General features: G+C 32.0%; 16 protein-coding genes. 1 reads left to right on the forward strand and 15 read right to left on the reverse strand.

The window, feature by feature from the left end; genetic code table 11:
- Positions 1 to 23 precede the first annotated feature (23 nt).
- From C3E89_RS03570 to C3E89_RS03640, 15 genes are all read right to left on the reverse strand, one after another.
- The gene (locus C3E89_RS03570) at positions 24 to 1,298 is read right to left on the reverse strand and encodes a gluconeogenesis factor YvcK family protein (RefSeq protein WP_236911119.1); all 1,275 of its coding nucleotides are present in this window, start codon (positions 1,296 to 1,298) and stop codon (positions 24 to 26) included.
- Positions 1,299 to 1,312: 14 nt separating this feature from the next.
- A complete protein-coding gene (rapZ, locus tag C3E89_RS03575; protein WP_236911120.1) occupies positions 1,313 to 2,170 on the reverse strand; it encodes an RNase adapter RapZ in 858 nt (285 codons plus the stop codon).
- A 19-nt stretch (positions 2,171 to 2,189) separates the two neighbouring features.
- Positions 2,190 to 2,924: a PHP domain-containing protein gene (locus C3E89_RS03580; protein WP_236911121.1), complete on the reverse strand. Its 735-nt coding sequence runs from the start codon at positions 2,922 to 2,924 to the stop codon at positions 2,190 to 2,192.
- 11 nt (positions 2,925 to 2,935) lie between these two features.
- Positions 2,936 to 3,847, reverse strand: coding sequence for a UDP-N-acetylmuramate dehydrogenase (gene murB / locus C3E89_RS03585; RefSeq protein ID WP_236911122.1), 912 nt, complete (start codon positions 3,845 to 3,847; stop codon positions 2,936 to 2,938).
- A gap of 17 nt (positions 3,848 to 3,864) precedes the next feature.
- A complete protein-coding gene (locus tag C3E89_RS03590; protein WP_236911123.1) occupies positions 3,865 to 5,178 on the reverse strand; it encodes an ABC transporter substrate-binding protein in 1,314 nt (437 codons plus the stop codon).
- Positions 5,179 to 5,325: 147 nt separating this feature from the next.
- A complete protein-coding gene (locus tag C3E89_RS03595) occupies positions 5,326 to 8,673 on the reverse strand; it encodes an ABC transporter permease (RefSeq protein ID WP_236911124.1) in 3,348 nt (1,115 codons plus the stop codon).
- 49 nt (positions 8,674 to 8,722) lie between these two features.
- The gene (locus C3E89_RS03600; protein ID WP_236911125.1) at positions 8,723 to 9,421 is read right to left on the reverse strand and encodes an ABC transporter ATP-binding protein; all 699 of its coding nucleotides are present in this window, start codon (positions 9,419 to 9,421) and stop codon (positions 8,723 to 8,725) included.
- A gap of 190 nt (positions 9,422 to 9,611) precedes the next feature.
- Positions 9,612 to 13,160: a pyruvate:ferredoxin (flavodoxin) oxidoreductase gene (nifJ, locus tag C3E89_RS03605; protein WP_236911126.1), complete on the reverse strand. Its 3,549-nt coding sequence runs from the start codon at positions 13,158 to 13,160 to the stop codon at positions 9,612 to 9,614.
- Positions 13,161 to 13,333: 173 nt separating this feature from the next.
- Positions 13,334 to 14,269, reverse strand: a complete 936-nt coding sequence (gene hprK / locus C3E89_RS03610; RefSeq protein ID WP_236911127.1) for an HPr(Ser) kinase/phosphatase — start codon at positions 14,267 to 14,269, stop codon at positions 13,334 to 13,336.
- A gap of 1 nt (position 14,270) precedes the next feature.
- A complete protein-coding gene (gene uvrC, locus C3E89_RS03615; protein WP_236911128.1) occupies positions 14,271 to 16,139 on the reverse strand; it encodes an excinuclease ABC subunit UvrC in 1,869 nt (622 codons plus the stop codon).
- 194 nt (positions 16,140 to 16,333) lie between these two features.
- Entirely contained in the window at positions 16,334 to 18,118 is a 1,785-nt protein-coding gene (locus tag C3E89_RS03620) for an aminopeptidase P family protein (RefSeq protein WP_236911129.1), read from the reverse strand.
- Complete coding sequence (eutH, locus tag C3E89_RS03625) at positions 18,105 to 19,223, reverse strand: ethanolamine utilization protein EutH (protein ID WP_236911130.1); 1,119 nt, start codon at positions 19,221 to 19,223, stop codon at positions 18,105 to 18,107. The genes C3E89_RS03620 and eutH overlap by 14 nt, the downstream gene beginning before the upstream one ends.
- Positions 19,224 to 19,346: 123 nt before the next feature.
- Positions 19,347 to 19,841: a hypothetical protein gene (locus C3E89_RS03630; RefSeq protein WP_236911131.1), complete on the reverse strand. Its 495-nt coding sequence runs from the start codon at positions 19,839 to 19,841 to the stop codon at positions 19,347 to 19,349.
- Positions 19,842 to 19,898: 57 nt separating this feature from the next.
- Entirely contained in the window at positions 19,899 to 20,273 is a 375-nt protein-coding gene (locus C3E89_RS03635) for a hypothetical protein (protein ID WP_236911132.1), read from the reverse strand.
- 56 nt (positions 20,274 to 20,329) lie between these two features.
- On the reverse strand, positions 20,330 to 20,788 hold the full coding sequence (locus C3E89_RS03640) for an OsmC family protein (protein ID WP_236911133.1): 459 nt from the start codon (positions 20,786 to 20,788) through the stop codon (positions 20,330 to 20,332).
- A gap of 333 nt (positions 20,789 to 21,121) precedes the next feature.
- On the opposite strand from C3E89_RS03640, the gene C3E89_RS03645 reads away from it, so the two are divergent.
- Positions 21,122 to 21,871 (forward strand): insulinase family protein (locus tag C3E89_RS03645; protein WP_236911134.1); only part of this gene is annotated, 750 nt, incomplete at its 3' end.

A 21,871-nucleotide genomic window follows, 5' to 3' on the forward strand; every position in this document is an offset into this window, starting at 1 on the left:
AAGGGGCGATTCAGATCGCCCCTTTATACATGATCTTTGCTTACTCTGTTTTTAGCTATTTCTATTAATATTCTGCTTAATTCTATGGAATCATGACGAATATATTCTTTCTTAATATCTATTAAATTTTCTTTTATTACTTGAATACCTTTAGAGTTCAATATATCTTCATCTTCTTCTCCTAAAACCACAGGTTCAGAACCATCTGATGCATATTTATTTAGAGTTTCTTTTGGTATTTCTTCTACATTGATAACTACATAATCTAAAAGGTCTTCTCTGCTATGTGTAAGTATCCCATTTACATGATCTAATACCGTATATCCGTCGGTTTCCCCTGGTTGAGTCATTACATTTGTGATATATACTTTTGAACCCTTTGCTTTATAAATAGTATCTACCATGTTATTAACCAATAGATTAGGTACTACACTGGTATATAAACTTCCAGGCCCCAACACTATTAAGTCGGCATCTCCTATAGCTTCTACAGCTTCAACTAAAGGATAACTTACTATAGGTTCCATATAAATTCGCTTTATTTTACTAGACAATTCTTTGTTTTTTAAAGGAATCTCAGATTCACCTTTTACAGTATGTCCATTCTCCAATACTGCGTATAAAGTTACGTCTTCTAATGTCATGGGTAAAACCTTTCCAGTCACGGCTAATACATTACTTGTTTCCTTTATTGCCATTTCAAAGCTTCCATATATTTCGTTCATAGCAGCAATAAATAGGTTCCCAAAGTTCTGGCCCTTTAGCAGTCCTTCGTTAAATCTATACTGGAGTAATTTTTCCATGGTAGGCTCTGTATTAGCCAATGCTAATATACAGGACCTGATATCTCCTGGAGGAAGCATGCCTAAATCTTCTCTTAATATTCCTGAGCCTCCACCATCATCTGCTACTGTTACAATTGCAGTTATATTAGATGTATATTCTTTAAGACCTCTTAGCAATACAGATAACCCAGTCCCTCCTCCTATGACTACCACCTTTGGTCCTTTAGAGAGTATCTTATCCCTATAAATCATATTGCTAATATCATTTCCACTTATATTGCCATTTAATCCATTTTTCTTCACTCCATTTATGGTTTCGAAAAAGGATCTTTTAATGGAAAATACAATTAAAGTAATCCCAACTATTGATAAAATAATTTTTAAACTAATTCTATAATTAATGAAAAATTTATATATAAACTCTGAAAGCCCAATCATTAATAGAAATATTCCAAGGACTCCTAGAGATATCCAGCCTAAGATTATTAACTTTGGTCTATATTTTTTATTCATAAATCTATGCCCCTTTATGACAATTTGTAATCTCTATGACTTACAATAGCCCTGTGTTCATGTTCTTTTAACCTTTTTTCTATCTCCTTTGCAATAGCAACAGATCTGTGTTTTCCTCCAGTACAGCCTATTCCTACTATTAATTGAGTTTTACCTTCTTTTATATAATAGGGAATGAGAAACTCCAACATATCCATTAATTTTTCTACAAATGTATTAGTCTGATCCCAATGGAATACATACTTTTGCACATTTTCATCTTCACCAGTAAAATCTTTTAATTCTGGTATATAATAGGGATTTGGGATAAATCTTACATCAAACACTAAATCTGCATCTAATAGCATACCATGTTTAAAGCCAAAGGATACAACAGATATTGTTAACTTTCTCAATTCTAGCCCTTCAAAGAATATCTTATATATTTCTTCCTTGAGCATTCCTATTGTTAATCTGGACGTATCTATAACAAAATCTGCCTTCTTTTTTACTTCTTCAAGTAGCTTCCTTTCTTCTGATATTCCATCTAATATTCCCCCTTTAGGATTTAACGGGTGAGGCCTTCTAAGTTCCTTGTACCTTTTAATCAATACCTGGTCTAATGCATCTAAGAATAAAATACTATATTTTATTCCTTCTTCATTTAATTCTTCTAATCCTTTAAATAAATCCTCAAAGAATATTCCTCCCCTAATATCTACTACTACAGCTACCTTGTCTATATTCCTTTTAGACTGATAGCAGAGTTCAGCAAACTTAGGGAGTAGAGTAGGAGGTAGATTATCCATACAATAATAGCCCATATCTTCCATAGCTTTCATTGCTTGACTTTTACCTGCTCCAGACATTCCTGTAATTATTACAAATTCCATATAAATTCACCTCCAAAGATTAATCCACTAGATTTTTTATTCTATGAATAGGTACATTAGCTTTTTTTGCTCTCTCTATACCCTTTTCTAAATTAGCTACATTTTCTGGATCATGGGCATCACTATTTATATAAAAATTCACCTCTGTTTTCAATGCTATCTTAATATTTTCTACAGATAACTGACTATGGTTAGAATTTATTTCTAAAGCTACTCCTTTTGTAAAAGCTGCTTTACCAAGCTTTTCAATATCCAATTTAGCTTTAGAACCAGGATGGGTAATGATATCAACTGGATATTTATTTATTGCCTTTATCAACGCTTCAGTATTTTTTTCTATAATTTTTTCCCTATAAACTGGTGCTATTTTAGACAATGGATTTACCATATACATAAATAATCCATCGATTATGGATTTTGGTGTAACTCCATAATGATATCCTAATAATAGTATATCGATAATATTAATTATATCATAATCCACATCTATAGTACCATCATAACTAATTACATTAGCTTCTACTCCTAATAATATTTTTATATCTTTTGCATACTCTTTATTTAATTTATCTATTTCCTCTCTCATTTCAAATAGTTTACTTTTCTTTACACCATATAAATAGTGGGCTGGCCCGTGATCACATATAGCTATTTCTTTTAGTCCTTTTTTTATGGCTGCTTCAACATTATCTCTTATAGTCCCTTTACCATGACTATAAATGGTATGAGTATGGTAATCTCCTGTAATCTTCATATTCAACCTCTCTAATCATCACCAATTATTTTTATTTCTGGTTCTAGCATTACATTGAATTTATCATAAACAATTTTTTGAACAGTCTTTATAAGCGTGGAAACCTCATTGAAAGTTGCTTCCCCTCGATTCACTATAAAGCCACAGTGTTTTTCAGAAACCTGAGCATCTCCATATCTAATTCCCCTTAATCCTGCATCATCTATAAGTTTTCCTGCAAAATGTCCTACAGGTCTTTTAAAAGTACTACCGCCACTAGGCAAATCTAAAGGTTGCTTCGAGACTCGTCTATGAGTCAAATCCTTCATCTTTTCTTCTATTTGAGAGTATTCTCCCTTTTCTAACTGTAACTCTACCTCTAAAACCACAAGTCCTCGATCTACAACTGTACTACCTCTATATCTAAAATTCATCTCTTGGTTAGTCAATTCTACTATATTATTATTTTTATCTAAAACCTTTACTCTAGCTACTATATCCTTCATCTCTCCACCATAGGCTCCAGCATTCATAGTAATAGCTCCTCCTATAGTCCCTGGGATTCCACTGGCAAATTCAAAACCCGTTAAAGATTCCCTCAAAACTTTCTTTGCAACTACAGACAATAGGGCTCCTCCTTGGCAAACTACTTTATCCCCATCTATCTTAATGTTGTCAAAGCCGTTAGCAATTTTGATAACAACTCCCCTTATACCTATATCCTTTACTAATAAATTAGTTCCATTCCCCATTATAAAATGTTTTATATTATTATCTCTGCAGAATTTTATGGATTTTATAATATTATCTTCATCACTAGGTATTATCATTACATCTGCTGGTCCACCTATTTTAAAAGAAGTATGATTTTTCATAGGCTCATCAAATAAAATTTCTCCGAAACTTTTATTTTTAAGTAATTCATGAAGTTTAGACTTTTCCAAAATACCACTCCTATATTTTAATTTTGATTCTTTAATTTATCTATTTCCATTTTAGCATCTTCAATAGCCTCGTAGGAAGCTTTTTCTCCCAAAATAGCCTTCCTTATCTCCTCCTGAACAATAGCGTCAATTTCTACCCAATTATCAACATAAGGTATGTAATTGGTATAATCAATGCTTTCCTCTATTTTTTTCATTTTAAGATTATCTATATACATGTCTTTTATCCCTCGTTTAACTGTAAACAATCCAAGTTTTTCCAAAGATCTTTGGTTAGATTCATTCGTCAAATATTTAAGAAACTTAATACACATGTCCGTTTTTTTAGGATCTTCTTTCTTAATAATCCCATATGAAACTATATCATTACTAAGTATCACTGGCAACTCTTTATCTCCCATGGGATAGTTTACTATATCGAAATTAAATCCTTCACCATCCCGATATAATTGTTCCAAGAAACCCGAGGCCCAAACCCCTGCAATAGTAATAGCAACCTTCTGATCTTTATAAAATACCTCCCAAGCATCTTTTTCATTTATTATACCAAAATAATCTGGTACTACCCTATGTTTTTCTTTTAAATCTATAACCTTTTCTAATCCTTTAATAGCCTTCTCACCATAAAAATTATACTCCATCCTCTTATAATTGATTAACTCTCCCCCATCAGATAAAATGATACCCCAAATATCATAGTTATTATTTCCAATACTCGTTATTAAACCATATTCGTCTATTATACCATCTTCATCTGAATCATGGGTAAGTCGTTTTAGAGTATCCACAAACTCTTCATAGCTCCAATTCCCATTTACAGGTGGGGATACTCCCCTTTCATGGAATTTATCTAAATTAATATACATTACATTAGTACTTATTCCAATGGGAATGGCTATAAGGCAATCCTTATATCTAACTGATTTCAAAACATGATGTTTAAACTCTTCCAAATCTTCCTTACTAAAATATTCATCTAAAGGTTCTAATATATTAAAATCCCTAAAATTAGAATCTACAGGAACTATATCTGGCATATCATCTATTAAAAGACTGTTGTCTTTAATGCTAGAATTCAAACTATCCTTGGCTATTGGAGTAAGTTCTATATATACCCCTGGATTTCTTCTTTCAAAAGCTTGAATCCTTTCTTTTAACCACCCAGAATGACTACCTTTACCAATACTATCCCAAGATATATTCCCTAACTTTATTATGCCCTTATAAGGTTCTTCCTCTGCCTCTTCCAATATTATAAAATTATTTATGAATAGATTATAAGTCCAAACTAGCATAAATCCAAGTAAAACAAAAGAAATAATTTTTCGCAAAAAAGTCACCTCCTACAATATAAATATTCATAGGAGGTGCCCATTATGTAGAGAAGTACTAATTCTAACTGATTCATATATATGAGGTCAGGCCTAAAATATTCACCTTCTCGAGTTCTGAATAAAGGTACATTTAATCTAAGTATTTTATCTTCCTAAACTTCTAATATTTTCCACTGGGTATAGATTTATAATCTTCCTACTAGGTAAATAGTATATTAGAACTGTCAATATAAAGAATATTACACATATAACTACATGAACTGTCCATGGATATAACCAAAGCCTATAATTAAATATATCCTTTATATAGTCTTTAAAAGTCATAGTTATACCTTCCGCTGCACCTATAGAAGTAATAAATATCACTGCTATTAATAATATGTTTATTACTAATATTGACAATAATCCGCTAACCACACCTACTTGTATATAATGTTTGGAAAATTGTTTTTTTGTAACTCCAAGAGACTGTAATATCCCAATTCTGTTTTTATCTTGCTCCATCTTTGATACCATCGTATTATATAGAATAATAAATGCAATAACTGCTGCTGTAAATCCCAATAGCCCTATGATAATAGCGTTATTAAATGCCTCATAATATAGTTGAGAACTACTATCCTTATAGTTATATAGAGTATATCCATTATTGTTAGCATAAGCTAATAACTTCGAATCTAATATAACATCCTGATCCCTTGAATCAGTATCTATATACCAAAGGGTGCGTCCATATTTAGTAGGATATATGCTACTAGTCATATCTCTCATCTGGTCTAAAGTATTTGGATACAGCCCTAACCTTGAATTTGGATAAATGGATTCCATGCAATTCATCGATCCTATGACTACATAAGGTGCCACATTATTTGAAAATGGCCACATACCTTCCTTTGTAAAGTAATAAATTAGTCCCCCAACAGTTACTTCTTGAGTATTATGACTTATTACGTAGCCCGTACCCACCACTTTTTCTGCATCTGAAGACAGGTAAATAGTATCTCCAGGTCTTATATCATTTTGTTTATAATAGTAATCCTTATATCTACCATTATACGTAAGCTTATAAGCATCACCTTGTCTAAGCAACCAACTCATTCTATTATTTTCGTTTGTTGCAGCTAAAACTTCTTTATCTGTGAAAGACTTTTTATCAAGATTTGTATTTCTTGGCAAATACATAGGAACTAATAGAATAACTTCTTCTCCTTTATCAAATTTTTCTTTATCGATAGTTCCTTCTGTTATTACTGAGTTATAATGACTAAATAATTCGCTATCAGGGTCTACTCCATAAATCTTAGTATAGAATGCATTGCTAATCCATTCAGGTTGATCTTCCAGTTCAGAATTGTAATTACTAAAGTGACCATGAAGAAGATTTTCAGGAAGCAATTGTTTATAAGCTTGAAGTAACTTATTTTCTTCAATGCCATCATACCAAAAGAAAGTCTGCATCCCTGTTTTATACACATTTGCTTGTTTGACCCCTTCAATTTCCAAGATCTCTTCTTTTGCTTGTGCTATTCCCCTAGTGGCTTCACCATAGAAGGCCTCCATAGCATAATCTGGCCTATTATTAGCTAAAACAGTACTCTTGTAATTGTCAAAGGAGAAAAAGCAAAGCAAAGTAGTTGTAAGCATAATTGTAATAGTAATAAAGGATATGCCAAGAGAAACAAAAGTTTTCCCTTTATTCAGTTTAAAATACTTCCAGTTAATATATCTAAATGTTTGACGCTTAAGCTGAGTACTTCTACTATCTTTGTGCTTTATCTTCTTATGTTTAGGAGGCTTTGACATTGTACCAACTAAAGGTATATTTATCGCAAATATCATAGGTACTGTCATACCAATAAATAATGCTAAACATCCTACTATAATTCCAAGAATAAGTAGGTTTGGCACTATGTAAAATTGAAGATTTCTTCCTTTAAATGCATTCATTCCATATATAATAAGAGCTGCTATAACAAATCCTCCAGGTACTCCAATGATTAATCCAGTTCTTAACAAATATAATCCTTCATAAAAAAGCATCTTTATTACCTGACCATTGGTAGCCCCTATAGATTTTAATAAAACAATTTTTCGCCCTCTTCTCTTCATCTGGGTTAAAAATATTTGAAATATAGCTAATGCAGTTGCAATAAATATAACTCCTATTATAGCTAAGGTTAGGAGATGTTCCGTTGAAGTAGTAACTTCTGGATAGGAGAAAACATTTCTACGGAAATTATCTGTATTTACTTCCATCTTATTGACTAAGTCGTCCACCCCTTCTAGTGAATCGTCTCTCCAGTCCTCTAATTTTTTACTGACCTTTCGGCTACTAATATCCTCTAATATTTCTTCTATCTCTTCATCTGATACTCCATACATGTTTATCCAAAACCAAACATCTCTTCTAGATTGGATTTCATCTTCTTTTAAAGGAACCTCTGTATTTAAATAATGAGACGAAAGTTTGTTATATAGCTCTTCTTTAGCAGTTTCAGAATAAAGAAATATATTATAATTCATCTTATGTCCTGAAAAATCCCCAATCCTATTATCATAAAAGGCCTTAGTAAAGGATTTTCCTCCTTCTTCAGTTACGAAAGCATTAGGTGCCTTATGTCCTCCTAAATCCCATTTATCTGTATATGTTTGCAGAATTCCTGTCACTATAAATTCTTTTCTAAGAATTACTTTCTGATTTAATAATAAACCTTTTTCTCTCATTACATCGGGATTTACTTCATCACCAAATAGATAATAATAAAAATAATCATTGCTTACTACAACTGTCACATCTCCAACTTGATCAAATGGCGTTTCGTGATGTTCATGATACTTAGGATACAAATTATTTGCTTCATAATATAAACTACGCTGGAGTTTTTCTATTCTTAGATTGAGTTCTTCTGATGGTTCTTCCTCATATAAAGATTGTAGATGTCTTAATTCTTCACGAAGCTTTTCTATATACGCATGCTCCTCTGGTCTACTTTCAATAAACTTTTTATTAAGATTCATAATATATTCCCTTGGATCAGCCTTTACCGTAGGAATAGTTATTTCAACATTAATTTTCTGACCCACTTCTAAGTCAAGATTCATATTACTCATTTGATTTAATTCTAACATTATCTCATTAGGAGCTTCTGGATAACGTCCTTTATATAGGGAAAATCTTCCCATGTCTATTAAATCTTGATTGAAGGTGCCTACAATTCCACAATTATTAGATTCGCCAATAATCAAGCTAATCCCAGTTTTATCTATTTCAGGCTCCTTTTTTAATCTTTCTAGGGTTTCTTCATCGCTATTAAGATATGCAGCATGCCATTCTCCATATAAGTCAAGACGCTGTTCTTGTTTAGTTTTATCTATACTGGCCTGAAAAATAGTTGATGCCACAATAAATATAAATGCTAATGTAATAACTAATTTTAATAAAAAAGTATCCTTTTTTCTTCCTTTCAATCCCCTGTTTGCAATGTCTCTCATTCCAGTACTACCCTCCTCTATATATTGACATATATTTTTCATAATCATATTATCCGTGCTGTAAAGTATTAGAGTCTTCAATGGAAGAGATTCTTCCGTTTGTAATAGTTATAACCCTATCTGCTTCTGCTGCTATTTCTAAGTCATGTGTAACTAATACAATAGTCTGATTAAATTTTTTAGCAGATTCTTTAATAAGTCTAATAACTTCCTGCCCTGTATTCTCATCTAAATTTCCGGTAGGTTCATCTGCAAGAACTATTGCTGGTTTAGAGACTAATGCTCGGGCAATGGCAACACGCTGCCTTTCTCCACCAGAAAGCTCATCGGGGTAGTAGTTTAATTTGCCTTCAATACCTAAAGATTTGATTGCTTCATTAAAATGTTCCATATCTGGATCCTTATTATCTAGATGAATAGGCATTAATATGTTTTCCATAACTGTATGTTCTTGTAAAAGATTAAAAGCCTGAAATACAAATCCTATACGTCTACGACGCAAAACTGCCAACTCTGCATCTTTTAAATCAAATACACTTTCTCCTTCTAGAAATAATTTTCCCCCTGTAGGCTTATCTAACCCCCCTAAAATATGTAATAGAGTCGATTTTCCAGATCCACTTTTACCGATAATAGCATAGAAAATTCCTTCTTCAATTTCTAAATTAGTAGGCTTTAATGCATGAACCTGTAATTCTCCTTTACCATATACCTTTTCTATATTTTCTGTCTTAAGTATAACTCCCATATACACCCTCCATTTTATAATAAATTTTTCCTTTATATTGATTGTATATTAAAAATATTCTTAATTCAATGTTTTTTATTCAGGACATTTGGGGTGCATAATTAATATTAAACTTATCTATTAATACATCTTGGATCAAAATATAGGAAAAAGGTAGAAGTTTTTACACTTCTACCTTTTTATTTACCGATTATTCAGCTGTTACAGTACCTTCTTCTGCCATTCTCTTATATTTTTCATATTTTTCCTTAGCATCTTGTTCTGCTGCTGCAAATAGTTCATCAGCTAATTCTGGGAAAGTTCGACGTAAGGATGTATATCTTACTTCTGAATTGATGAAATCCATAAATGGTTTGGATGGTTCTTTTGAGTCTAGTACAAATGGATTCTTACCTTCCTCTTTTAATCTTGGATCAAATCTATATAGATGCCAGTATCCAGTTTCAACAGCTTTCTTTTCTTGAGCAATACTTGTTCCCATTCCAGTTGTTATACCATGATTAATACATGGTGCATAAGCTATTATTAAGGATGGTCCATCATAAGATTCTGCTTCTTGTAATGCTTTCATCAATTGATTCATATTGGCTCCTAAAGCTACTTGTGCTACATAAACGTAACCATAAGAAGCTGCAATCATTCCTAAATCTTTCTTTCTAACTTTCTTACCAGAAGCTGCAAACTTAGCAACTGCTGCTGTTGGTGTAGCTTTCGATGATTGACCACCTGTATTAGAATATACTTCTGTGTCGAATACAAGTACATTTACATTTTCTCCTGAAGCTAATACATGGTCTAATCCACCAAATCCAATATCATAAGCCCAACCGTCTCCACCAAATATCCATACGGATTTTTTAATTAGATAATCTTTTAGTTTAGCAATTTCTTTAAGGATTGCATTTCCTCTTTCATTAGAAAGTTCTTTATCTAATTTTGGTATAATGACTCCCGTTGCAGCTTTAGATGCCTTTGGATCATCTTTCCCTTCTAACCATTGGTTAAAGGCTTCGTTTAATTCTTCATCTATATTTAATTCTACGAATTCTTCCATTAACATTTCTAGTTTTTCTCTTATCTTCTTAACTGCTACTGCCATACCATATCCATATTCTGCATTATCTTCAAATAAAGAGTTTGCCCAAGCAGGTCCTTTACCTTCCTTATTCACACAGTATGGAGTTGATGGTGCACTTGCTCCCCAGATTGATGAACAGCCTGTAGCATTAGCTAGTATCATTCTGTCACCAAATAGTTGAGTTACAAGCTTAGCATATGGTGTTTCTCCACAGCCAGCACATGCTCCTGAGAATTGTAGCAATGGTTGTTTAAATTGGCTATTTTTAACGTTTGTTGCTGGTAATAGATCTTCTTTAGGCTCTACTTTTTCTATTGCATAGTCCCAATTCTCTGCTTGCAATTCGTATTGTTCTTCAAATGGTTTCATAACTAATGCTTTCTCCTTTGCAGGACATACATTAGCACAATTTCCACATCCTGTACAATCTAAAGTTGACACTTGGATTCGGAATTCCAATCCCTCTAGACCTTTACCAATTGCCTTTTTAGCTTCAAAGTTTTCAGGTGCATTCTTCTTCTCTTCTTCATCTAATAAGAAAGGTCTTATTGCTGCATGAGGACATACATAGGAGCATTGGTTACATTGGATACAATTATCCATTATCCATTCCGGCACTTTTACAGCAATACCACGTTTTTCGTAGGCAGCTGTTCCATGTGGAAATGCTCCATCTTCTCTACCAACAAAGGTACTTACAGGAAGTTTATCTCCTTCTTGTCTATTCATTGGAATTACTACATCTTCTATGAATTCTGGTACTTCTTTTACATCTTCTTGTGGCTCATCTACTGCATCTTTCCATGATGCAGGTATATTTACTTTAACTAATGCATCAATTCCTCTATCCACTGCATCAAAGTTCATTTTAACTACTTTTTCACCTTTTCTTCCATAAGTCTTTTCTATGGAATCTTTCAAATGTTTTATTGCTTCATCTATTGGTAGAACTTCGGCAAGTTTAAAGAATGCAGATTGCATTATCATATTAGTTCTTCCACCAAGGCCTATATCATTGGCTATTTTTGTTGCATCAATAATATAGAAATCAATATTATGTTCTGCTAAATATCTCTTCATTTCAGCTGGTAGATATTCCCCTATTTCATCTTTATCCCAGTTACAATTTAGAAGGAATTTTCCACCATCTTTCAATCCAGTTAGTAAATCATATTGATATACATAGGATTGTTTTGAACATGAGATAAAATCTGCTTCATCTATTAGATAAGTAGATTTTATTGGTTCATGGCCAAATCTTAAGTGGGATATAGTTACACCGCCAGATTTTTTACTATCGTATGCAAAATATCCTTGAGCATACATATCTGTGTCATCACCGATTATCTTAATAGCACTCTTATTAGCTCCTACAGTACCATCTGAACCAAATCCCCAGAATTTACATCTTATAGTTCCTTCTGGTTCAGTATTTATATCCTCTTTTATTTCTAATGATGTATGGGTAACATCATCTACAATACCTATAGTAAACCTGTCTTTTGGTTTATCTTCTTTTAAATTATCAAATACAGCCTTAATTTGTGATGGAGTAGTATCCTTTGAACCTAACCCATATCTTCCACCAACAATTACTGGTTGTAAGTCTGTTTCATAAAATACACTCTTAATGTCTAAATGTAGTGGCTCTGCAATAGCACCTTTCTCTTTCGTTCTATCAAGAACAGCAATCTTCTTAACGGATTTTGGCAATACATCGAAGAAATATTTTGAAGAGAATGGTCTATATAGGTGAACCTTAATAACTCCTACCTTTTCACCTTTGTCCATTAAATAATCAATAGTTTCTTCTATAGTTTCAGTTACTGAACCCATAGCTACGATTATTCTTTCAGCTTCTGGATGTCCATAATAGTTGAAAGGTTTATAATCCCTACCAGTTATCTTATTTATTTCCTTCATATAATCGTTTACAACTTCTACTATATTTTCATAATATGGATTTGAAGCTTCCATTGCTTGGAAATAAATATCTGGATTTTGAGCAGTTCCCTTTGTATATGGTCGCTCTGGATTTAAAGATCTATTTCTAAACTCATTTAAAGCTTCATAATCTACCAATTTCTTTAATTCTTCATAATCCATTACTTCAATTTTCTGAATTTCATGACTTGTTCTAAATCCATCGAAGAAATGAACAAATGGTACTCTACCTTTTATAGCTGATAAATGGGCAACTCCTGCTAAATCCATTACCTCCTGTACACTACCTGAAGCAAGTAGAGCAAACCCTGTTTGTCGTGTAGCCATTACGTCTTGATGATCCCCAAATATACTCAATGCATGGCCTGCTAGAGCTCTAGCAGATACATGGAACACAGCTGGAAGTAATTCTCCCGCCATTTTATACATATTAGGTATCATTAATAATAATCCTTGTGAAGCAGTAAATGTAGTAGTTAATGCACCTGCTGATAAAGAACCATGAACTGCACCAGCAGCTCCCGCTTCTGATTGCATTTCTGTAACTAATACATTTTGGTCAAATATGTTCTTTCTTCCATGGGCGGACCACTCGTCAACCAATTCAGCCATAGTGGATGATGGTGTAATTGGATATATGGCTGCTACATCAGTAAAGGCATAGGCCACGTGGGCTGCAGCAGTGTTACCATCCATGGTTTTCATAATTTTTGCCATTAATAGACCCCCTTATATGTTAATAGAGTTTGTTTAAATTTAAACAAAGTTTTACTGGTACTATCCTAGAGATCCTAAATAATAGGATTTCTAGGATGCCTATAAAAACTATTGTCGTTAATTTCATCTACAAATTAAGTATATTAAACATCGATAATAAAGTCAACCAATTACTATACGATTTTACCTTTTCTTATCCTTGCTCGTTCCTTTATTTTATTATTTAATTCTACCGCTGCATTATATCCTAACTTTTTCTGACGAGTATTTCTTGCAGCTACCTCAACAATCATTGCTAAATTTCTACCTGGTCTTACAGGTATAACTAACTTAGGTACTCTAACCCCTAGTAATTCTATAAAATCTCCATCTAGCCCAACTCTATCATACTCTTTAGACTTATCCCAAAATTCAAATTCTATAACCAAATCTATAAACTCATTACTCTTAATAGCTCCTACTCCATATAATCTTTCAATATCTAATATTCCTATTCCCCTTATCTCCATAAAATGTCGAATTAAATCGGGAGCTTCACCTCTTAATCCTTCCTCTACCTTTTTAATTTCTACTACATCATCTGCTACTAAACGATGTCCTCTTTTAATTAATTCTAAGGCTGTCTCACTTTTTCCTACACCACTTTCTCCCATTATGAGTATGCCCATGCCATAGACTTCTACTAAGACACCATGTACCGTAGTTTCTTGGGCTAAAACATAGTCCAAATAGTTGATCAATAAATTTACAAATTTAGTTGTAGAGAGTTCAGTTCTAAATATACTCCTATTATGATGAATAGCCGACTTTAACATCTCTGGAAATACTGGTAAATCCCTGGAAATGATAATTGCAGGAAAAGGATAGGAAAATATTCTTTCAAACCTCTCATATCGTATATCCTCAGTTAAACTATTGCAATAATGCCATTCTACATTACCAATTATTTGTAATCTTTCATAAGCAAACTTATCAAAATATCCTGTTAATGGTAATCCTGGTCTATTGACTTCACTAGCAGTAACCTTTATTTCCTCTATATTATCAGCCTTATAGACTACTTCCAATTTTAAATCTTCTACAATCTTATCTAAAGTTATATAATCCATATTATCTCTCCTTGTTTCTATTAAAATGGTTGAATAAATCTTCAGCTACCCTTCTGTTCATACTATTTACTTGTGCTAGTTCTTCTATAGATGCTCTTTTTATATTGTCTATAGTATGGAAATGCTTAAGAAGTTCTCTCTTTCTTTTCTCCCCAATACCCTTTATATCATCTAGCTCGGATTTAAACATCTTTTTACTTCTTAAACTTCTATGGTAGGATATGGCAAATCTATGGGCTTCTTCTTGTATTTTATATATTAGTCGAAACCCTGCACTGCTTTCCTCTAGTTTTATCTCCCGGTTGTTGAATATAATCCCCCTTGTATTATGGGTATCATCTTTAACTAGACCACAAACTGGTATATTTAAGCCCAACTCTTTCAATACTTTTAATGCTATATTTACTTGTCCTTTACCTCCATCCATCATTATAAGATCTGGAAAAGCAGAAAAACCTTTTAGTTCTATTTTGTTTTCCTTAATAATTTCCTTTTCTTTTAATCCTCTTATGAACCTTCTTTTTATAACTTCCTCCATACTCTTATAATCATCAGGTGTTGTTACAGTCTGAATTTTAAATCGTCTGTAATCGCTTTTTTTGGGTCTTCCTTGCTCAAATACTACCATAGAGCCTACAGATAATACCCCTGATATATTAGATATATCATAGGCTTCTATTCTATTTGGAATATTATCAATTCCCAATACAAATTTTAATTGTTCTAATGCATTCTCTTCTTCCCTCTGTTTCCTTAGAAACTTATCACCATGCTGACTCAACATATCCATTGCATTTTTCCGTACCATCTCCATGAGTTTAGATTTCTCTCCCCTTTTAGGTACTCGTAAGGTTACCTTATTACCCCTTTTTTCAGTAAGCCATTTAGACACTGCTTCCATATCATCTATTTCATCTTCTATAAAAATTTCTTTAGGTATATAGGCAGTACCTAAATAGAATTGCTTTATAAAGGAACTAAGGATTTCCTTTCTATCTTCATTAAAGGTATCTGACAATATAAAATGTTCCCTGCCAATTATTTTACCAGCTCTAATGAAAAATATTTGGATACATACTTCATCTATTCCTTTTGCCATACCTATTACATCCTGATCTATTATATTTGAGCTTACCATCTTCTGTTTTTCTAAAATAATATTTAATGAATTTATCTGGTCTCTATATTTAGCAGCACTTTCAAAATCCAAGTTTTCAGAAGCTTTTTTCATCTTTTCTTCAATTATTTCTATTAGTTTATCTTCCTTGCCACTTAAAAACATAATTATTTCATCTATCATTTCCATATATTTTTCTTCATCTACATTTCCTTGACAAGGGCCTAAACACCTTCCTATATAATAATTAAGACAGGGTCTAGTTATTCTATTTTGTTTTTCAAAATTCTTGTTACAAGTCCTTATTGGATAGAGATTTCTGATTATATCTATAGTGTCGTTTACAGCATAAGCACTTGGATAAGGGCCAAAGTATTTAGCACCATCTTTCAGTACCCTTCTGGTCTTTATTACTCTTGGATATCTTTCATTGGTTGTTACTTTAATATAAGGGTATTGCTTGTCATCTCTCAATAATATATTGTATTTAGGCTTATGTTTCTTAATTAAATTTGCCTCTAATATTAAAGCTTCCACTTCATTATCTACAATTATATATTCGAATTCGTGGATATGCTTCACCATTGCATTAACTTTAGGTGGATTATTTCGAGAGGACTGAAAATACTGTCTAACTCTCTTCTTTAGGGAAATAGCCTTTCCAACATAAATTATTTCACCATTTCCATCCTTCATTATATATACCCCAGGTTGATCTGGTAGTTTCTTCAATTCATCATCTATATCAAACATAAAATCACCTTTTAATCCTTTATTTGTTCTAGTATTATGATACCATAATAGGCAGTGAAATAATAAGTTAATTAATAAGAATAAAGAATATAAAAGAAGTGCCAATGAGCCAACATCACCGTTGCTCAACAAACACTTCTTTTATATTCTATGTCCTTATTTTAATATTGGATATTCCTAGGTTCTATATTTCTCTATATACTCCTAGTTTCTTTCTTCAACCATTCTCTTTCTTCATTGTTTAGATATGGTGAAAGCTTTTCATATACTTCTTCATGATAGTTATTCAACCATTTTTTCTCTGCTTCTGTTAACATATCCACATCTATTCCATCAAGATCTATTGGGCAATAAGAGATATTATCAAATTTCATGAATTTGCCACCAAATTCTGTTTCTATGTCTTCCTCTACTACGGCCACATTTTCAATTCTTATACCATGTTTACCTCCTTTATACACTCCAGGTTCTATGGTTACTATCATTCCTTTTTCTAACTTAACCTTATCTGGTACTGTAGATATTCTGTGAGGACCTTCATGAACATTTAATAAAAATCCAACTCCATGTCCTGTACCACATTTATAATCTAATCCCTCTTGCCATAATGGATAACGACATAATACGTCTAAACTAGATCCTGTGGCCCCATATAGGAATCTTGCATTGATTAAATTAATATGTCCTTTCAAGGTTAGAGTAAAATCTTTCTTTTCTTCTTCAGTAATATCCCCTAATACAATAGTCCTTGTTATATCCGTAGTCCCATCATAATATTGACCACCTGAATCTACTAGAAACATCTTTTCCCTTTTCAATTCATAATTGGATTTTCCTTCTTCTGCCTTGTAATGCATCATGGCTGCATTTTCCTTATAAGCAGCTATAGTATCAAAGCTTGGTTCAATAAATCCATCTTGTTCCTTTCTAAACTCTTCCAATTTTTCTGCGGCGGATACTTCTGTAATCTTGATCTTTCCTAGATTTTCATCTAACCAGTATAAGAATTTGACTAAAGCCACTCCATCTTTAATATAGGCATTTTTCTGGTTTTCGATTTCAGTACTATTCTTAATTCCTTTTAGATTGGTAGTTATATTGGTTCCCTCTATTATTTCACATTTTTCAGGTATTCCTTTATAAAGCCATCTATTTATTCTAGATGGATCTATAAATACTTTACTCTCTTCTTTTATCTTCTTTACATAACTAATGACTTTATCATACCCATCTATTTCTATACCATTTTCCTTTAAATAGGATTCAACCTTGGCATCTATCTTATCCTTATCTACAAATAGCCAAGCTCTATCCCTAGATATAAGAGCGTAGGATATTACTACAGGATTGCAAGTTACATCTCTACCTCTTATATTGTAAACCCAAGCAATATCATCTAGACTTCCTAGTATAAAATAGTCTGCTCCTTTTTTCTCCATTTCCTTTCTTACTTCTTCAACTTTTTCCTTGGCAGTCTTTCCTGTATACTTTACATCATGGACAAAAGCCTTACTCCTAGGTGTTGAAGGCCTATCAGTCCATAGTTCTCCTACGAGATCAAATTCATCAATAAGTTCAATTTTCTTATTTTCAACTTCTTTCTCTAATTTTTTCACATCAGATTGGGGAAATATTTTTCCATTAAATCCAATAGTATCCCCTTCCTCTAAATTATCCCTTAACCATTCCATATAGGTTGGAAAACCTGGTATACCCATTTTAAATAATTGGATTTCACTGCCAGCTAATTGATTCTCCGCTTGGATGAAATATCTTCCATCAGTCCATAATATAGCCTCATTTTCAGTAACTACAACAGTTCCTGCAGATCCAGTAAATCCAGAAATCCAAACTCTAGTCTTATAATGATCTGCCAAGTATTCCGATTGGTGTGGATCAGAAGTTGGAATTATGTAAGCCTTAATTCCTTTTTCTTTCATCAAATTTCTTAAACTTTTAATTTTTTCATTTACTTTCAAATTTCATTTCCCCTTTCTTAATTTTAATATCCTTATTTTGCTCCATATGAATCAATAAGTTTGCCAACAATATTGCAGATGTTCCAGCAACCAGTTTTGCTATAATAAAAGGTGTAACTGCTTTATGAGAAATACCTGATACAAAACCTAATTGTCCTCCAAAAACGAAAGCCCCACTAACTGCAAAGGCTGCGTTTATGGTCTTTCCCTTATTATCCATTTTATCATAAATTGCTAACATGGGTACACAGTTTGCAAGAGAAGATAAGATTCCCAATATAGCAAATTGATTAATCCCTATTTTCTTTGATATATTAATCAGTTTATTATTAAACTTTTCATGAATTATATAAAAAAGTGGATACGCTCCGGAAAGGATTACTCCAATCTTGCCAACTATTACTATGCCCTCTTCAAAAGGTGCCATATGAGGAATTATTTTTATTCCTAATATAAGATCTATTATACTGAATAATAAACCTATAAAACTAATAACCATAATACCTTTACCTAATAAATTGAATATCTTCATAGTTATTTCTTGAAATTTAAATAACCCAATTACAATTAATATAGACAATATAATTACAGGTATTAAGTTTATCCAAATTTCTCTAGTGGAGATATTCATTATTAACCCACTTATTACCATACCTATTGGAATTGTTACAATCCCTGCTAAAATCCCTTTTGTAAAAAAAGGAAAATCCTTTTTAGAAATCAAATTTAAAGATATAGGTATCGTAAAGGAAATAGTTGCCCCCATCATAGATGCTAATATTAACCCGGTGTATTCAGCCATTTTTTGACTCTTTGCAATCTCTATACTAGTTGAATATCCCCCCATATCAGTAGCCAATATACTAGAAATAAATACAGAAGGATCTGCCCCTGTTAATTTTGACAATTGAGATAGAGCTGGCATCACCAATTGAGATATTACTGGAGATAAACTAATGATCCCAACCATGGTAATAGCCAAAGACCCCATACTTTTAAAACCTTCTTCGAATCTTTCTCCTAATCCATTACGATTGTCTAATAGTCTATCTATACCGCCTATAATAGAAAATAAAACCATGATATATAGTATGATATTGCTCATATCTCACCTCTAATTATATTATTAGTCGGTTCTATTATATTATATATTTAGTGAAATAGGAATAGAGAAAGAAGGATAAAAAGAAGACCATTACCCTCTAAATCAATAATGGTCTTACTCTTACTATAAGCAGCTAACACATATATTTCTATACATAGTAAAAAACATTCTAGCTGTTTCTTTCTCTTCATCTGTTAATTTATTAGAATTTAGTATTTCCTTTAAATCATCTTCTGTGTAGTCATTGGGAAAGGTCTTTTCCAATCTAAATACATAGACTATATTTATAGTTTCATCCTTTACTAAATTTAAGGCCTTCATAAACTGGATTTTATCTTTTAAATATAATTTAGTAATTATCTCTCCAAATTCTTTGGTAAATTTCCCATAAGGATTATTATAAAGTAATATTATATTAGACATATTTTCTAAATTATTTGTCTCAGTATCTTGAACCTTCTTTAAGATTTTAAAGCTAAAATCTTCTCCATAATCTTCTGATATTTTATTCCAATCTAATATACTTAAATGGTGGAAAAACTCCTTCTCTTCAATAGCTGTTAGGTTAGTCCCATTTATATATTCATAAACTAATTCTTCAGAAGTTCTATTTTCCATAAAAACACCTTTTCCTTTTTATTTTTAATTTACCCTAAGAGAAAAGGTTTATTCTCTCTATACAGAAATAATCACTCCTCTAACTAATCCATTATTATCTAATACAATTCCAAATCTATCCCCTGTTTTCAAATCTTCAAAATCTATATTCATTTTCTTTCTATTTCTTTGAAGAATGAATACTGCATCTTCTCTAATTTTTAATATAGGATTAACTTTTACACTATTATCATCCATATGCTGTTCTATTATGATCTCATTTCTTTCGTAATCCAATCTCAGTATAGAGCCATAAACAAATATTTCTCCCTTTGATTGATCAATTTCTGGAATATCAATATGGCTTTTCTCTATTCCATCATAGGAAAAAGCAACAGTATAAATTGACAATATAAATAAGATCATAATAAAAATAAGAATTCTCTTTTCCATTTTACTCCCTCCTTAAAGGAGATTGTTGACGGAAAAGAGAATTTTATACTTAAAAATTATGCGGATACCTTTTTACTTTCAATTGTTAACTCTGTAACTAATTTTGGTGAATTAGATAAAGTGTCAGCTACTGGACAAGTTCTATCAATAAATTGAACAAATTCTTCTATCTTCTCTTTTGGTGAATTGGATTCAATATATATTTTCGATCTGATTTCTGAAAATCCAATCTTTGCATCCTTGTTCTTGCCCATAAATCCATCTGGATCTAAATCACCTTCTAATTCTATCCTAAAATCCTTAAGGTCTACTCCATGGGCCTTAGCAAAGCATCTAGCTACTATACATTTACAGGCTCCTAATGCACAAAGTACAGCTTCCACTGGATTCATTCCTGTATCAGTCCCACCCAATTCTTTTGGTTCATCTAGTAAAATTTGATGATCTCTAGCACTACATTCTACTCTCATCCCTTCAGTTAATTTAGTAGTACTTCTAAAAACTTCTATAGCCATTTAAAAAGCCCCCTTGTTAATTTATTATCATTACCTATAGTATAATACTGGTCATTAGTATTGTCAATGAATTAACAATTTATAGGGCATGCATAATATAGGAAATTTATTTTTTATAATAATTTCCAATTATATTATTGACATAAGCTTCGTTATAGTGTACTATGTAAATAATACTGTAATACAATACAGGTTGACAGTATGAATAATTAGTATATAATGTTTATATACACTATTCACTATATACACATTATAGGATGCTATGTTAACTTCTGTTAACTATTTTATGGGGAATACTTTTATTCCATGCTAAAAAATTTAAAGGGGGATTTTATGAGAACATTTATTAAAAAGGGGAGAAAAATTTCATCACTTATTCTGACAGTAATATTACTGACATTTTTAGTTTCCAATTTGGGTTATGCTGAAACGCATACTGCAGAATCCGAATTAAAAGTAGGTAAAACTTATCATGGTTTCAAATTAATTGAAGAAAAGAACTTAAAGGACATTGAATCCATAGGAAGGATTTTTTATCATGAAAAAAGTGGTGCTAAGCTATTACAAATAGAAAATGAAGATGAAAATAAGACTTTTTCTATTTCCTTTAGAACACCTGTAGATAACGATAAGGGAATACCCCATATTCTAGAGCACGTCATACTAAATGGGGGTTCAGAAAAATATCCTGTAAGGCAGCTTTTCTTTGAAATTATGAAGAGGTCCTTGACCACATTCCTTAATGGAATGACATATCCCGATAGGACTACATATCCCTTCTCCAGTATGAACGATACTGAATTTTCAAATTTAATGGATGTATATTTAAATGTAGTCTTCAAGCCTTCCTTCTATAAGGACGAAAAATTCTTTAAGACTGATGGATGGCATTATAAAATTGAAGATAAGGATGCTCCCTTAGAATATAATGGAGTAGTATATAACGAGATGAAAGGGGCTTTATCTTCTCCAGATTCCCAACTTTATTGGATCTATGTCAATACTTTGGACAAAAATTTAGGTTTTTTATTAATTTCCGCCACCATTGACAATCCAAACATAAATGCTCAAGGGTTTTTACCC

It is taken from the genome of Clostridium sp. Cult1 (assembly GCF_021655095.1).
Lineage (GTDB): Bacteria > Bacillota > Clostridia > Tissierellales > Tepidimicrobiaceae > Schnuerera.

Excerpts from the sequence above, each read along its gene's own strand:
- C3E89_RS03600 (WP_236911125.1), bottom strand. The coding sequence starts at position 9,421 with ATGGGAGTTATACTTAAGACAGAAAATATAGAAAAGGTATATGGTAAA.
- uvrC (WP_236911128.1), bottom strand. The coding sequence starts at position 16,139 with ATGTTTGATATAGATGATGAATTGAAGAAACTACCAGATCAACCTGGG.
- rapZ (WP_236911120.1), bottom strand. The coding sequence starts at position 2,170 with ATGGAATTTGTAATAATTACAGGAATGTCTGGAGCAGGTAAAAGTCAA.
- eutH (WP_236911130.1), bottom strand. The coding sequence starts at position 19,223 with ATGAGCAATATCATACTATATATCATGGTTTTATTTTCTATTATAGGC.
- nifJ (WP_236911126.1), bottom strand. The coding sequence starts at position 13,160 with ATGGCAAAAATTATGAAAACCATGGATGGTAACACTGCTGCAGCCCAC.
- C3E89_RS03595 (WP_236911124.1), bottom strand. The coding sequence starts at position 8,673 with ATGAGAGACATTGCAAACAGGGGATTGAAAGGAAGAAAAAAGGATACT.
- C3E89_RS03630 (WP_236911131.1), bottom strand. The coding sequence starts at position 19,841 with ATGGAAAATAGAACTTCTGAAGAATTAGTTTATGAATATATAAATGGG.
- C3E89_RS03580 (WP_236911121.1), bottom strand. The coding sequence starts at position 2,924 with ATGAAGATTACAGGAGATTACCATACTCATACCATTTATAGTCATGGT.
- hprK (WP_236911127.1), bottom strand. The coding sequence starts at position 14,269 with ATGGATTATATAACTTTAGATAAGATTGTAGAAGATTTAAAATTGGAA.
- C3E89_RS03635 (WP_236911132.1), bottom strand. The coding sequence starts at position 20,273 with ATGGAAAAGAGAATTCTTATTTTTATTATGATCTTATTTATATTGTCA.
- C3E89_RS03570 (WP_236911119.1), bottom strand. The coding sequence starts at position 1,298 with ATGAATAAAAAATATAGACCAAAGTTAATAATCTTAGGCTGGATATCT.
- C3E89_RS03640 (WP_236911133.1), bottom strand. The coding sequence starts at position 20,788 with ATGGCTATAGAAGTTTTTAGAAGTACTACTAAATTAACTGAAGGGATG.